General features: G+C 64.3%; 13 protein-coding genes. 10 read left to right on the top strand and 3 right to left on the bottom strand.

Going from position 1 to position 13,809, the window contains the following annotated elements; translation table 11 throughout:
• Window positions 1-522: endonuclease/exonuclease/phosphatase family protein (locus ACLMAL_RS34605; RefSeq protein WP_412002916.1), on the top strand; the 522-nt coding region annotated here is incomplete at its 5' end.
• Between the two features lie 48 nt (window positions 523-570).
• On the top strand, window positions 571-822 hold the full coding sequence (locus ACLMAL_RS34600; RefSeq protein WP_412002915.1) for a hypothetical protein: 252 nt from the start codon (window positions 571-573) through the stop codon (window positions 820-822).
• Here ACLMAL_RS34600 and ACLMAL_RS34595 read toward each other — a convergent pair.
• Complete coding sequence (locus ACLMAL_RS34595; RefSeq protein ID WP_412002914.1) at window positions 783-1,658, bottom strand: proline dehydrogenase family protein; 876 nt, start codon at window positions 1,656-1,658, stop codon at window positions 783-785. The genes ACLMAL_RS34600 and ACLMAL_RS34595 overlap by 40 nt on opposite strands.
• 212 nt (window positions 1,659-1,870) lie before the next feature.
• Between ACLMAL_RS34595 and ACLMAL_RS34590 the strand changes: the two genes are divergently transcribed.
• Together ACLMAL_RS34590 and ACLMAL_RS34585 are read left to right on the top strand one after the other, a co-directional pair.
• Window positions 1,871-2,071 (top strand): hypothetical protein, encoded by a 201-nt coding sequence (locus ACLMAL_RS34590; RefSeq protein WP_412002913.1) that lies wholly within the window; start codon window positions 1,871-1,873, stop codon window positions 2,069-2,071.
• A 320-nt stretch (window positions 2,072-2,391) separates the two neighbouring features.
• Window positions 2,392-3,018 carry a hypothetical protein gene (locus ACLMAL_RS34585; protein ID WP_412002912.1) on the top strand — a complete coding sequence of 209 codons (627 nt, stop codon included), beginning with the start codon at window positions 2,392-2,394 and terminating at the stop codon, window positions 3,016-3,018.
• A gap of 56 nt (window positions 3,019-3,074) precedes the next feature.
• On the opposite strand, the gene ACLMAL_RS34580 is transcribed toward ACLMAL_RS34585, so the two are convergent.
• Window positions 3,075-3,305 (bottom strand): hypothetical protein, encoded by a 231-nt coding sequence (locus tag ACLMAL_RS34580; protein ID WP_412002911.1) that lies wholly within the window; start codon window positions 3,303-3,305, stop codon window positions 3,075-3,077.
• 189 nt (window positions 3,306-3,494) lie between these two features.
• On the opposite strand from ACLMAL_RS34580, the gene ACLMAL_RS34575 reads away from it, so the two are divergent.
• Together ACLMAL_RS34575 and ACLMAL_RS34570 are read left to right on the top strand one after the other, a co-directional pair.
• Entirely contained in the window at window positions 3,495-4,736 is a 1,242-nt protein-coding gene (locus ACLMAL_RS34575; protein WP_412002910.1) for an esterase/lipase family protein, read from the top strand.
• A gap of 419 nt (window positions 4,737-5,155) precedes the next feature.
• Entirely contained in the window at window positions 5,156-7,624 is a 2,469-nt protein-coding gene (locus tag ACLMAL_RS34570; protein WP_412002909.1) for an FHA domain-containing protein, read from the top strand.
• Window positions 7,625-7,737: 113 nt separating this feature from the next.
• Here ACLMAL_RS34570 and proS read toward each other — a convergent pair whose 3' ends face one another.
• Window positions 7,738-9,177: a proline--tRNA ligase gene (gene proS / locus ACLMAL_RS34565; protein WP_412002908.1), complete on the bottom strand. Its 1,440-nt coding sequence runs from the start codon at window positions 9,175-9,177 to the stop codon at window positions 7,738-7,740.
• Window positions 9,178-9,922: 745 nt separating this feature from the next.
• On the opposite strand from proS, the gene ACLMAL_RS34560 reads away from it, so the two are divergent.
• From ACLMAL_RS34560 to ACLMAL_RS34545, 4 genes are all read left to right on the top strand, one after another.
• On the top strand, window positions 9,923-10,318 hold the full coding sequence (locus ACLMAL_RS34560; protein WP_412002907.1) for a hypothetical protein: 396 nt from the start codon (window positions 9,923-9,925) through the stop codon (window positions 10,316-10,318).
• Between the two features lie 441 nt (window positions 10,319-10,759).
• Window positions 10,760-11,431: a cyclase family protein gene (locus ACLMAL_RS34555; protein ID WP_412002906.1), complete on the top strand. Its 672-nt coding sequence runs from the start codon at window positions 10,760-10,762 to the stop codon at window positions 11,429-11,431.
• Between the two features lie 364 nt (window positions 11,432-11,795).
• A complete protein-coding gene (locus ACLMAL_RS34550) occupies window positions 11,796-12,998 on the top strand; it encodes a lipase family protein (RefSeq protein ID WP_412002918.1) in 1,203 nt (400 codons plus the stop codon).
• 254 nt (window positions 12,999-13,252) lie between these two features.
• Window positions 13,253-13,723 (top strand): hypothetical protein, encoded by a 471-nt coding sequence (locus ACLMAL_RS34545; RefSeq protein ID WP_412002905.1) that lies wholly within the window; start codon window positions 13,253-13,255, stop codon window positions 13,721-13,723.
• Window positions 13,724-13,809: the final 86 nt, after the last annotated feature.

Raw genomic sequence — 13,809 nt, 5'->3', positions numbered from 1 at the left:
ATCAACGCGGCCTCGGGCCGCCCCGAGGTCATCAGCAACTTTCTCGCCGACGCGAAAGCTGAGATCGCCGACGGGTCTTCGGTCATCATGGGTGGTGACCTGAACGAGCCGTCCCTGCTGGATTGGACGCCGGCCACAGCGAACTTGTTCGACCACAACGGTGTGGTGTTGGCGTGGGAGACCACTCGACGCCTGCAACAAGCCGGTTTCATCGATGCCTACCGATCGATGTACCCGGATCCGGCCACCCATCCCGGGCTCACCTGGCCCTCGGACAACGTCGATGTGGACGTCTCCGAGCTCGCCTGGGCTCCTGAGGCCGACGAACGCGACCGCGTCGACTACATCTTCGCTCATGGTGCCGCGCTGTGTCTGTCTGCCGTCGGCATGATCGGCCCGCGCGGGTCCATCGTGCGCGGTACCCGACCGCAAGAACCAACCCAGGACAATTTCCTCGCCTCGCCAGCGCACTGGGGCAGCGACCACAAAGGCATCTTCGCGGCGTACCAACTCACCGACTGACAGAGACGGGGTGCGCGCCTCTGCCCGGGGCCGACCCACCGACTGACGGTGCCGACGGCGCATGCGGGTACCGCTCTGCCGGAGGAGCTTCAGGTGATTTTGGATCATCTGGATCCGTTGCCTGGGGTGGTGTTGAGTGCGCGGTATGACGTGTTGGCTCACAACGAGCCGTATGAAGCGTTGCGTCCTGGCTTCTCGACCGGCGAACGCAACGTCGCCCGCCGGGTCTTCCTTACCCCGGAATGTTGGTCGGAAGGTGTTCAAGCGCCGCGTGATTCGGCGAGGCGGCGCATCCAGTAGCGGAACCAGTTGTGGCCAAAGGGTATGTACACGCGAACGGGGATTCCGCGGGCAGTGAGGTCGTCTATCACCTCTGGTCGCACGCCGAGTAGCTGTTCGACGGGTACGGGGCCGACCGAGGCGAGGACTGCTTCGCGGAGGACTCCATCGTGGGTGGCAAGGGCGAATGGTGCTTTCGTCGTAGCGAGCCGGTGCGCCAAGCGCAGATAGGCGATGTCGGTAGGCTCGCCGTAGGGGAGGGCACGATCGGATTGCTCGACGTAGGCACCTTTGACCAGCCGGATGTGGATACCGGCATTCAGGAGGCGTTCCACATCGTCGGGGGTGCGACGGAGGTTGGCCTGTACGGTGGCACCGAGCCGGTCGGCCAGCCCTCTGCCGGCGACGTTGAGCACACATGTCAGCACGGCGTCCGAGCGCGCGTGGTCCTCGGCTCCGACCTGGATGCGGCGACCCTCCGGTAGTGACCGCGCGATCGCTGTGATGCGGTCGGCACAGCCGCGCGGGTCGGTATCGAGGCCGAGGTGGGACAGGTCGATCGCCAGCCAGGTGTCATCCGAATCGGTGAGTTGACCGGCCAATCGTAGGTAGTCATCGGTAACCCGTCGTGCGACGGTTGGGTCGTCGACCAGTTCGCCGAACTGGTCGATACTGCTGGCCACGTTGCGTGCGGAGAGTTCCTGGGCTGCCCGGATCGCGTCCTCGGCCGCGGTGCCCGCGACGTAGGGTGACGCTGCTCGCCACGCCATGTCCTGCCCCCACGGCACGGTCTTGACGATCCGCTCCAAGCGGGTATTGGTGGCAAGGCGAAACAGGATCGCGCGATCAATCGACATGGCCTCATGATGGCAACGGTCGTACGCGCAGCCACATTCAGGCCACCGCTCATGTCGCACATCGGGCGTTCGGGCCCGCATGTGCCAGCCCTGGACCTGTTGTCCGAGAACGTAATTTGCTTCTGCCGGTTCGAACGCGCGACAGTGCCGATGGGCGTTCTGCCAGCTTGGTTCGAACTCGGCGTCGGCGGCTACCGCACTCGGGGATAGCGGTGCCGAACCAGATGCGTCGCGAGTCGTGGCTCGAGCGGGATCAGTTGATCGCGTTGGACGTCGATCCGGAGGTAATCGGGGTGGCGGCGCGGCTGGTTGAGTGGCAGTCGATCTGGGACCTGCCCAGCAGGGCCGTGGTGTGGCCCGGTCGGAGCGGCCGGGTTCCTCGGCGTGGACTCCACTTCGGTCTGCTGCCCTGAGGGCCGATCGACTACCGCTTCGACCGGCCAGCGAATAGTGCGCGAGTCACCCCTGGGAGGACGGGACGGTTCAATACCGATGGCGTCGTCGATAGCCTGGGTGAATGCTCTCAGTGGAGAATCCAGGCAGTGGTGGGTGTCGCCATGAGTTATGACTTCGCCGTGATACCAGCCGCCGATGTCGGTTCGGTCGAACAGGCCATTGAACTCCACCTTGCGATGTGCGCTGCTCCCGATCAGGCTGCACCATCGTCGGCCGTGTGCGACTTCGTTGACGAAATCAATCGTCGATATGGCGGCGAAAGGACGGTTTCCTATCAGTGGAGACCACGGCGGACACTCGCGGGGCCGTCGTGTGCACCTGGTGGCCAAGTTTCACCCGCAATCTGCGGGCAGTACTGGAACTAACCAAAGAACGTGGCCTGGCAGTTGTGGACCCTCAGGCCCGACGACTCTACGACCCACGCGGGCGTGCCGACGTACTCGTTACGGTTGGTGACGGAACAACCTTGCCGTATCTGACCAAGGAACTGGTCGAGGACCTGCTCGCCGATCCTCCCGATCCGAACAATCCGTTTCTCGTCATAGAACGCGACGAGCAGTACTACGTCCAAACCTGCCTGGACTCCGACGGTGTCTACGAACTGGAATATCGCGCGGGTTCAGAGGATGAACATTTTCACGTGCATACCTCCGACCGCAGCCTGGTGCGCGATGTTGTATGGGCGTGGTCGACCGATAATCCGTGGTGGCGCGATGCCGTTCAGTGGCGCAACGTCGATCTGACGATTGAGGAACTGTCACGGCTGAGAGAGTGCGTGACAGCAGAATTGGCCGAGATCCGGGAGCAGCTGGCGGCAGTCCCGGAAATGATCCCGAAAACATCGGAGGTAGCGCTGACACTGTCGGTGGAAACGGATGGTTCTGACGACGGCGAATCGAATTGACCATCGGGCGGCCCTCACCAACCGATGTCGAAACCAGCCAGATGTGTTGGGTGCGTTCAGTTCTCAGGAGTCCGGTATAGGGATGACCAAGGCTGGGTCGGGTTGGTGCGGAGTTCGAGCAGGCCGTCTCGTTTGGCCTCGATGTGGATCAGTGTTGTCGGCAGCTGGTCGATGTCTCCCAGCCATTGTTGGGTGCGGACGGTGTCGATGCGTTTGGTGATGTCGGCCTGAACTTCGTCCAGGCGTGGTAGTTGTGTCGGTTCGATCGGGAGCAGCAATATCCTCACAGCGAATATTCATCTGAACCACTGGCCGAAACTGCACGTCCTATGGCAATGCGACAACGAGACCGAAATCGCCAACATCCTACGCTGGAATGGCAATAAGCTATGAAATCGGCCCGGTGATCGCCTCGGTGGCGGCGCCAGGGCTTGTTGTGAATCCACGTATCAGTCGACCACTCGAGGAGCAGGTAAATGACTGTTGTAAACGTTTGGGGTTCGCTCAGTCCCGTGGCACGATCGGCGTTTCCTGCGCCGCCCGAGCCACACGATGAATGGCCGCTGACCGGCGGTACGGCATGGGTCTACTACAGCCCGCTGAACCGGCGCCAGCTCGTCCGGCCGGTTATCCTCGCCGATGGGTTCTCCTTGGGGGCGAGTGATCTCGGTGAGCTGTGGGCCGGGCTGGAGGAAAACGGCAGATACCGTTTCGTCTCCGAACTACACGCTGCGGGCCGGGATGTGATCGTGCTGGGTTATGACGATCGGACGGCCTCGATCATGGACAACGCAGATACCGCCATCGAATGCATCCGCAGGGCCATATCCGAGCGCGCGGGTAATGCGCGGCTGGCCGTGGGTGGTTTCAGTATGGGCGGCATGGTCACCCGCTACGCGCTGGCCAAGATGCAGCGCGATCGAAATCTGCCCGACCCCGAAACCGCCATCTATCTGTCCTACGACACGCCGCATCGCGGTGCGTGGCTGCCGATCTCGATGCAAGCGTTCGCCCATTTCCTCAAGGACAATTGGGGGGCGAACCACCCGATCTTCGGCCAGTTCTCCGACCTGATCAACAGCTCGGCGGCCCGGCAGATGGCGCGCTGGCACATCGGCAAGATCGGCGACGAGGTTGATCAGGCTGCGGAACGCATCACCTTCCTCAAACAACTCGAGGCGGTCGGCGGATGGCCCAAGGGCATGCGCAAGATCGGCGTCGCCAACGGCGTCGCCACCGGCGCAGGAAACGGTATCGACCCCGCGCAGACCGCGACGAGCGGTCGGGGTGAGCTGATGGAGGCCACCCTGCGCACCCAAGCACTCGGTGACCAGGTCGTGGCAACCCTGCACAAAGCCGATGAATCCCCCCTCGAGGTCCACGTCGACGGGCTGCCCGACATCGACGGCGCACCTGGCGGCCTGTTCCCCGAGAACCCGATGCTGCCGGGCAATCCGGGCAGTTTCGGCATGGCCGCGATGCTCATGGGACTGCTCGGATCCGAGACCGATCTCCAGGTCAACAGCTCCTGCTTCATCCCCACCGTCAGTGCCGTCGCCGCCGGTGACATCAGCGACCGTGACACCCTGTACAGCCCGATCATCTCCGGCGACAGCGAGCTCGACGCCTTCGCCTGCGCGAGCAACAACGAGGGGCACACCACCATGACCGAGGAACTGGGCGCATGGCTGGTGAACGAAATCACCTCCCACACCTGATAACGCACCCCGAACAATCCGCGCATTGCTGAATCAGGGCAGCCGCACCGGCACACAAGCGCACGGTGCGGCTGCCTCGAGCCCCCACACCGCCGTGTCGAGCCACCGGCCACGGGCTAACCAACAAGTTCGGTCGAACTTCTCCACGCATCCCTTGGTCGGGTGACCGCCGGCGCGGGCACCAATACCGTTGCCGCGCCCCGGATCACGTCGGCCTCGGGCTGCTGCGTTGTTGGCCGCCAACTCGCGCAGCATCAGCCTCAGCACCCCGGCGCCTGGCAACCCGGCTACGGCTTCCCATTGCTTGACCGGCTCGCCCAGTTGACCACCCTCACCTCTACGAGGCTCGAGGCGGGTGGACACCGGGCCAGGATCGCGGGTTTGCCGATCATTTGCGGCGACAGTCGTATACTCGCGATATGGCGGATGAATCGTCCTCCACCGAATTCCCCGAGGCGCCAGTTCTTGTGGTGCAGACCAGGGAACGCGTCTATCGGCTACGCGCCGGGGGCGCATACAATGTCGGTCGCGATCCGACAGCCGACATTGTTGTGACCGATCCGCGCGCATCTTCGTTGCACGCCGTTCTGGAGCGTGGTGCGGACGGTTGGGAAATCGAGGACGCCGGTAGCCTCAACGGCACCTTTTTCGAGGGCCGTCGCGTCGAACGGATGGCGATCGACCAGGACGAGACGTTCCAGCTCGGGCACGCCGTGGACGGCGAGCAGTTGGTCTGCTCGGTGGAAGTACCACCCGGCCACGAGACCGGTGGCGATGTCGGGGGAGACACGGATTTCGGGGGAGACACGATGGTCGTCCCCGATCCCGGCTACAACCTCGACGATGAAGCAACGGTCCAGTTCGACCCGGGCCGGCCCCGGCGAGTTTCGCGGTCGTCAGCTCCGGCGGCACACCCCAGCGCGGTCGTCCGGATAACATCGTCCACGCTTCGGATCGGACGCGCGGCCGACAACGACGTTGTTGTGCCCGATCTCATGGTCTCCCGCCATCACGCCGAGCTGCACATGGTCGGCGACGGCAAGTACCGGATCGTCGACCTCGACAGCCACAACGGCATCTACATCAACGGCTCCCGGGTGGACGCCGCGGACCTATCCGAATCCGACTTGATCGGCATGGGGCACACCACGTTCCGGCTGGTCGGCGACGAGCTGCGGGAGTTCGTCGACACCGGTGACGTGTCGGTCTCGGTGCAGAACCTCACCGTGCGTACACCTGAGGGCAAGGTGCTCCTCGACGGGGTGGGCTTCCCCATCTCGCAGCGCTCGCTCGTCGGGGTCATCGGGCCCAGCGGAGCGGGCAAGTCGACGCTGCTCGGCGCAGTCACCGGGTTGCGGCCGGCGACGGAGGGGACGGTCCGCTACGACGGACGCGACCTGTACACCAATTACGACGAGCTCAGGCACCGGATCGGGCTGGTCCCGCAGGAGGACATCCTGCACAACCAGCTTCCGACGCGGCGTGCGTTGCTCTACGCGGCCGAGCTGCGCTTTCCCGGTGACACGCGCAGCGAGGAGCGGGAGCAGCGGGTCGACGAGGTCCTCGACGAGCTCGGCTTGACGCGGCACGCCGATACCCGCATCGATAAACTCTCGGGCGGGCAGCGCAAACGCGTGAGCGTCGCAGTGGAGTTGCTGACCAAACCATCTCTGTTGTTTCTCGACGAACCGACCTCCGGCCTCGACCCGGGCCTGGACAAGACGGTCATGGAAATGCTGTCCGAACTGGCGCACGACGGGCGGACCGTCATCGTCGTTACGCACAGCGTGGCGAATCTTGATTCCTGCGACCGCCTGCTGGTCCTGGTGCCCGGCGGTCGGCTGGCCTATTACGGGCCGCCCGAGGAGGGGCTGCAGCAGTTCGCACAGCGCACCTGGGCTGAGGTGTTCCAGGCATTCGATCGCGAGGACGAGCGCGACTGGGCCGGTGAGTTCCAGGCGTCGTCACGCTTCGAGAACTACGTGGCGGTCGGACTGACCGACGATGTCGGCCCAGCGGAAGTGCGCCCACCGGCGCCGCCGCCCGCGCAGCAGTCCAAGCTTGCCCAGCTCAGTACCTTGTGCCGGCGATATCTGGCGGTGATTGCCTCGGACCGAAGTTATCTGGCGCTCCTCGGCGTGATGCCCCTGCTTCTCGGTGGCTTGATCGCTGCAGTGCCGTCGGGCGAGGGGTTCGCCGGGCCGCCGGGATCCAACACCGATGCCCCGACCAAGCTCATGGTTTTGGCGTTCGCGGCATGCTTCGTCGGCACCGGCAACTCGATTCGCGAGATCGTCAAGGAACAGACGATCTACCGCAGAGAACGTGCGGCAGGGCTGTCAGCAGGGGTCTATCTGATGTCGAAACTGCTGGTCCTGAGCGTGATCACCACCCTTCAGGCGGCGGTGTTGGTTTTGGTCGGCACCATCAATGTGGATATGCCGCCCAAGGGGCTTTTCACGTCAGTCGAGCTGGAGCTGATCCTGGCGATGGCGCTGCTCGGCATCGCATCGTTGGCATTGGGCTTGCTGGTGTCGGTGTCGGTTGACACCTCGGAGAAGACATTGCCGCTGCTGATTGTGCTGTCGATGGCACAACTGGTGCTCACGGGCGGGCTGGTGCGGCTCCCCGGCACACTCGGCCTGGAGCAACTGGCCTACATATCGCCGTCCCGTTGGGGGTTCGGCGCGGGAGCCGCCACCCTCGACCTCGACACCCTCACACCGCACACGGGCGGACCCGACCCGATGTGGAAACACAGCCTCGGCACGTGGCTGGTCGACATGGGAGTCGTCGCCGGGCTAGGGGCTGTCTTCCTCGCGCTGGCCTGGTATCGCCTGTACCAGCTGCGTCCACGACGCCGCGGTGCCCGCCGCGCGGGGCTTTGACGCCCAGCGACGGCGGCTCGTCGGATCGCGGGTTTCCGCACGTCAACGGAGCCTAGGTTAGGGCTTGAAGCAATCGTTGGACAGCTTGGCGATGCGGGTGATCCACGGTCGGTTCAGTAAGCGCGGGAGAAGATCACCCGCTTGCCGTAGGCGGCTGGTGCGTCACAGCGCACGCAACGTCCCGTCTGCGGCGGCCCGTCCAGCGGCACACATCGCGGCGTCGCCGAGGTCAACGTCTTGATGTCGTCCTCACAACCCGGCTGCCCGCAATGCAGCGCCCGCACCCATCCCGATGCGACACCGGATTCGAAGGACGCCCAGTCCTCGACATCGGAGGTGTGCGTATCGCGGAACTCGGCTGCCCGAGCCAGCAGGAACGCCTGGAACTCTTCGAGAATGCCTGGCATGAGCTGCGGCAACATATCCAACGGCACCGACTGCTTACCCTGATCGCCCAAACGGCGCACCAGCATCGCAGTCCCGGCCGCAAGATCACGCGGCCCCAACTCGACCCGGACCGGGACACCCCTGAGTTCCCAGTCGTTGAATTTGAATCCCGGACTGAGCTGGTCGCGGTCATCGACGTGCACCCGCACCCCGGCACTGCGCAGCCCCTCGGCCAGCGTCTGTGCAGCAGCCACCACGTCCGCGCTGTCGCCGCGGGTGATCGGCACGATCACCACCTGATAGGGCGCCAGCCGCGGCGGCAGCACCAGGCCGCGATCATCGCCGTGAGTCATCACGATCCCGCCGAGCATTCGGGTGCTCATGCCCCAGGACGTGGTGTGGCACAACTCTTCTCGTCCGTCCACGCTGGCATAGCGGATGCCGAACGCTGTCGCGAAATTCGTGCCCATGTAATGCGATGTACCGGCCTGCAAGGCTTTACCGTCGCGCATCATCGACTCGATCGTCATCGTCGAGACCGCGCCCGCGAACCGCTCACCTGGTGTCTTCTCGCCAGGCACTACCGGCATCGCCGCATAGTCGCGCGCCACCTCTTGGTAGATGCCCAGCGCGAGCAGCATTTCCTCGCGCGCTTGCTGCTCATCGGCGTGCGCGGTGTGTCCTTCCTGCCACAGGAACTCGGTGGTGCGCAAGAACATTCGCGGCCTCATCTCCCACCGGACGACGTTGGCCCACTGGTTCAGCAGCATGGGCAGATCCCGATGCGAAGAAATCCACTTGGCCATCATCTCCCCGATGATGGTTTCCGATGTCGGCCGCACGACCAGAGATTCCTCGAGCTCTTTGCCTCCCGCGTGGGTCACCACTGCCAGTTCGGGGGCGAACCCGTCGACGTGATCGGCCTCACGCTCGAGGTAGCTCTGCGGAATCAGCATCGGAAAGTATGCGTTCTCGTGCCCGCTCGCCTTGATCCGCGCATCCAGTTCGGCTTGCAGTAACTCCCACACGCGATAGCCATACGGTCGGATGACCATCGTGCCTTTGGCTGGACCCCGGTCGACGAGGCCGGCCTTCAGAACCAGCTCGTTGTACCAGGAAGCGAAATCCTCACTCTGGGCGGTCACACCGCGCTCATCGCGTGCCATGCGACAAGGCTAATGCCCCGCATATGGCGGAGTGATCTGGCTTACTGCGATGCTGACTGCATGGGTGCTGAACAGCGATCGTGACGAGCGCATCCCCGCAACTGTCGCGGCGCAGAACTCTGAGCAGGCGACGACGTAGCTCGATCGGCCCTGGACGTATGGCGTTAGCCGGGCCGTCATGCGCAGTACAGTTAGCCAGCGTGGAGATCGGCGGCCGAGTCCCGATGTCGATTGTGGCTCTGACCTGACGCGATGGGCGAAGGCTTGGACATCGGGGCGCAAGGATGACCCGAGCAAACATGACCCGGCATGCACGACCTCGCCGGCATCATCTACGACGGCACGACAATTTGGCCCGCAGGCTTCACGCCGCCGCCACAGTGACCTAGAGAATGCCTGTCGTTCGAGCCGCCACTGAGATCACTTGTGGCCGTTCGGTATATAGGACGTCGGGGACGGGTTGGTCAGGCATGGTGCCGGTAGTGGTTATGAAAGCTCCGCTGGTGTGCGACGGCCGTATGCAGGGGGGAACGCGGTCCCGACGGCCGGGTCCGTCGTCTCGGGAACTCACCCGATATCGGTGATCACAGTGTGTGGCCTTGCCGCGTTGTCCGCGCAGCCCCACCGTGCCTGCTGGCGGTAGATACGGGCCGGCTCGGCCTGGGCGTCTGATCGCTCGTTTTCCCAGTTCGGGGGTGGTCGGGTGGCGTTAGGGTGGAAGGGGGAGGGTGCGAGGAGTCGAAAGATGAGCACCACCATTGTGATCGTGATCATCGTCGTCGCGGTTGTGGTCATTTTGCTTGTGGCCTGGGTGTTGATAGGCAAACGGCGCGAACACCAGCGGGTCGAAGCCCAGGGTATCCGTGACCGCGCGGCGGAACAGGAATTCGAGGTCGGTCAGCGGGAGGCGCGGGCGCAGGAGACTGCTGCCCGAAGCCGGGCGGCAAAGGCGGAAAGCGAGGTCAAGGCGGCACAGGCCGAGCAGCTTGCCCAGCAGGCGCACGTGCATCGCAACGAGGCGGCGGACTCGCGATCCGAGCTGGACAAGGAGTGGAAGCGCGCGGATAAGGTCGATCCGGACTCGAAGTCGGGTGAGACGCAGCAGGGGGCTGATCCTGAACAGCCGTCGCGCAGCCCCTGACATTGATCCCGAGGGTTCCCCGGCTGTCCGGGGCTCGGGAACATCGAGCACCGATGCAGTCGCGACCACTACGTTGTGTTGAGCGGTCCGGCGTCTGAAGCGTGTCGGATTTGCATGACCTGGCCCGCCGCCAGCGCTGGATGGCGGCCTGTACGCCGATGGCGTGGCGAGCGTGACGCCGTCGGGGCGTGGTTGCCTTACTCCCGGTCGTTCGGACCGATGAAAGCGCGGTATACCCGGGCACGTCCGGACCAAACGGCGATCATGGTGATGTCGACGATCGTCTCGTGGCGGTCGGGTCTGATTCGCGTTCCGAAGCCGCGGCCGGTTTCGTCGCGGTGACGACCTCCCGTAGACCCGTATCAACCGATCACGCGGTCCGCTCGTAATCCGAAGTAAAGCTCGCCGCTTACAGCGGAATCGGCCGGTACGGTCTCTTGCATGAGCAAGGCGATGTGGGAGCTGTCCCATCCGATCTCGGACGGCATGCTCACCTATCCGAGCCTGCCTGGACCGCGAATCACCACAGAAATCTCGCGCGAGCAGTCGCCGCTGATCGACATGACCTACGACATCGCGCGCGTGGATATGCTCGGCAACACCGGGACCTCTATCGACGCGCCCTTCCATTTCCACGCCGATGGCGCCGATATCGCCGAACTGCCGCTGGAACGGCTGTTCAACGTGCTGATCGTGATGATCCGCGTGGCGGGGATCCGCGTGGTGGGACCGGATGTGCTCGGCGACCCGGCGCGGCTATGGGGCAAGGCTGTGCTCGTGCACACGGGATGGTCGGCCCGGTGGGGTTCGTCCGCATACCGGAGTCCCGGGCATCCGTTCCTGGTCGGCGAGGTCGCGGATGCGCTGGTCGCCGCCAACGTGGCGCTGGTTGGAATCGACTCGCTCGACATCGACGACACGTCCCTGCCGACGCGGCCGTGCCACCACACTCTGCTCGGTGCCGGAATCCCGATCATCGAGCACATGACAAACCTGGACGCGGTCCCCGACACCGGTGCCAGGCTGGTCGCACTGCCGGCGCCAATGCACGGGATGGGCTCGTTTCCGCTGCGCGCTGTCGCTTGGACCGATGCCGGCGGCGTCGTTAGCTGATCGGCGCTGGGACGCGACCTACCATCCGCGGCGGACCGCATTAATTCGAACCGGCCCGCGACGAAGTGATGTCCCGCGAAGCCGAAACCCCCGCCGGATTTCGATGCTGCGCTTACTTATAGTTCCAGGTCGTCTAGGCGCGGCGTATCCGCAGTGTTGCCTTGAAAGGCTCGACGACAGTGCCACCGGGCTGGGCCACATCGGATGCGCAGCGCCATTTTTCGACATATTCGGCTCACCCTTCGATGTGTCGCTGTAAGTTTGCCAACGGTAGTCCTTGAATTCAGCCTGGCTGGTCGACGAATGCCACGCATAACCCTGGGAGGTCAAGGTCTTGACTCGTCCGCTTCTTTCCTTCGGCAGTATGCGCAGCGGTTGGGCCCATGTCTTCGGTGTATTCGGCGGTGTAGCACTCACGCTGCTGCTGGCGACGACGGCAACCGCGGGACCGACGTATCCGCGGCCCGATCCGGACCCGTTCTATGCCGCCCCGGCGGATCTGGCAGCGCACGGACCCGGTGACGTGCTCGAGGTGCGGGGAATGCCGCCGCTGCCCCTATTCCCCGGCGCCACTGTGTCACTGGTCAAGTTCCGGTCCACCGACTCGCACGGTGCGCCGATCGCGGCGACCACGACGATCCTTACCCCCTTCGGTCATCGGCCCGACGGGCCGTTGCTGTCGTATCAGCATTTCATTAATTCGCTCGGCACCGCCTGCGCGGTATCGCACACGCTGTACAACAGCGATCTGAATCTGATGGCGACGACGCCGATGTTGAACGTGGTGCTGCAGCAGGGTTGGAGTGTCGCGCTGCCGGATCATCTCGGACCGCAGTTTGCCTTTGGAGCCGGCCGTTTGGGTGGCCAAATCGTTTTGGACGGCATCCGGGCGGTGAAACGGCTGCCCGAGCTCGCCGTACAGCACAGTCCAGTGGTGATGGCCGGCTACTCCGGTGGCGGCCTGGCCACCGCATGGGCGGCAGCGCTGCAGCCGTCGTACGCAACCGAGTTGCAACTCGCGGGCGCGGCCATCGGCGGCTACCCGGCGAACCTGGTGACGATGGCGGAGGCGCTGGGCTTCGCGCCGCACCCCGCTTTCGGGCTGGCCATGGCAACGGCAGTCGGCCTGGAGCGGGAGTACCCGGACCGGGTGCCGATCAGCGCGTATCTCAACTCGCGTGGCTACGAGATCCGTGACGCCCTTGCCAACAGCTGCACCAACAGTATCCTCGCCATGGGTGCCAACAGCAGCGCTCGCGACTACCTCACCAGCACCTCGATTTTCGACAGTCCCTCGGCCCGGTCGGTGGTGGAGGAGAACAGTATGGAACTCTACGCCGGGGTGCCGCAAATACCGATGTTCGAATGGCATTCGCCGAGCGACCCGCTGATTCCGGTCGACGCCATCAACAACACCGACCGCCGCTGGTGCGGGGCCGGGGTGCAGTTGCAGACGATGCTGGTGTCCGCGCCCGAGCATTTGTCTGCGGCGGCAGAGGGTGCCCCCACGGTGCTGGGGTGGCTCGAGGGCCGAGTTCGCGGCGAGCCTGCGCCCGTCATCTGCTGAGATCTGACGGGCATAGTCGCTGATAGTGGCTCGGTGCGAGTGCGGCAACGGTCAACCATCGCACCGAGCCGGCGCCACTGCGAGTAGACGCGAGCGAACGAGGCCGGACGCAGTCACGTGGGTAGCGACTCGGCCGGGTAAATGATCACGAAATATGTGCCTGAACCAAGATCGGCCGGACGCGACAGCCGCGTATTCCTATTCGTCGACCACCCGCCATCGTCCGCCGCACCGGTCGGCCGCATACTCTCGCAATGAATGTCGCGCCCGCGCTGCTCACCGCTTGTAGTGGGTTTCTGCTGTCGACCTTATGGATGGACCTGATCTTCGATATTCAGGTGCGGGGGCGTCGGGGCGAACTACCCGAACCTGTGCTCGCGTCCATCGCTGATTACTATCGCCGGGCGACAACGACCTCAAAACCGATGAGTCTGCTGATCGCAGTGGTCATGCTTATTCTGTTGTGCGCATTGGGTATTCAAGCCTTTTGCGGCGACGATCCGGGGTGGCTGCTGATCGTGTCGGCCCCACTCGCGGGCGGCCCGATCCTCTTGGCGCTCACCCGAGTTGTGCCCAATGCGATGCGGCTCGGCGGGCGCTCCGATACATCCTCGGAACAGACGCGCCTGTCCCGGTCCATCTTTCAGGATCATGTCCTGTGCTTCGCGAGCATGCTCACCTTCCTGGTGCTGTGGGTCATTCGTTCGACTGGCGCGTTCGGATAGCAAGACCAGGGGCGCAGGATGGGACAGGCGCGAGACCGGGTGTGGTCGTGCATTGTCGGCGATGTCCCGGCCGTGAAAGTCTGGTG

It is taken from the genome of Nocardia sp. CWNU-33, from assembly GCF_046764895.1.
Taxonomy (GTDB): domain Bacteria; phylum Actinomycetota; class Actinomycetes; order Mycobacteriales; family Mycobacteriaceae; genus Nocardia.
The sequence above is the reverse complement of the archived record's forward strand: the minus strand, read 5'-3'. Positions and strand labels throughout refer to the sequence as shown.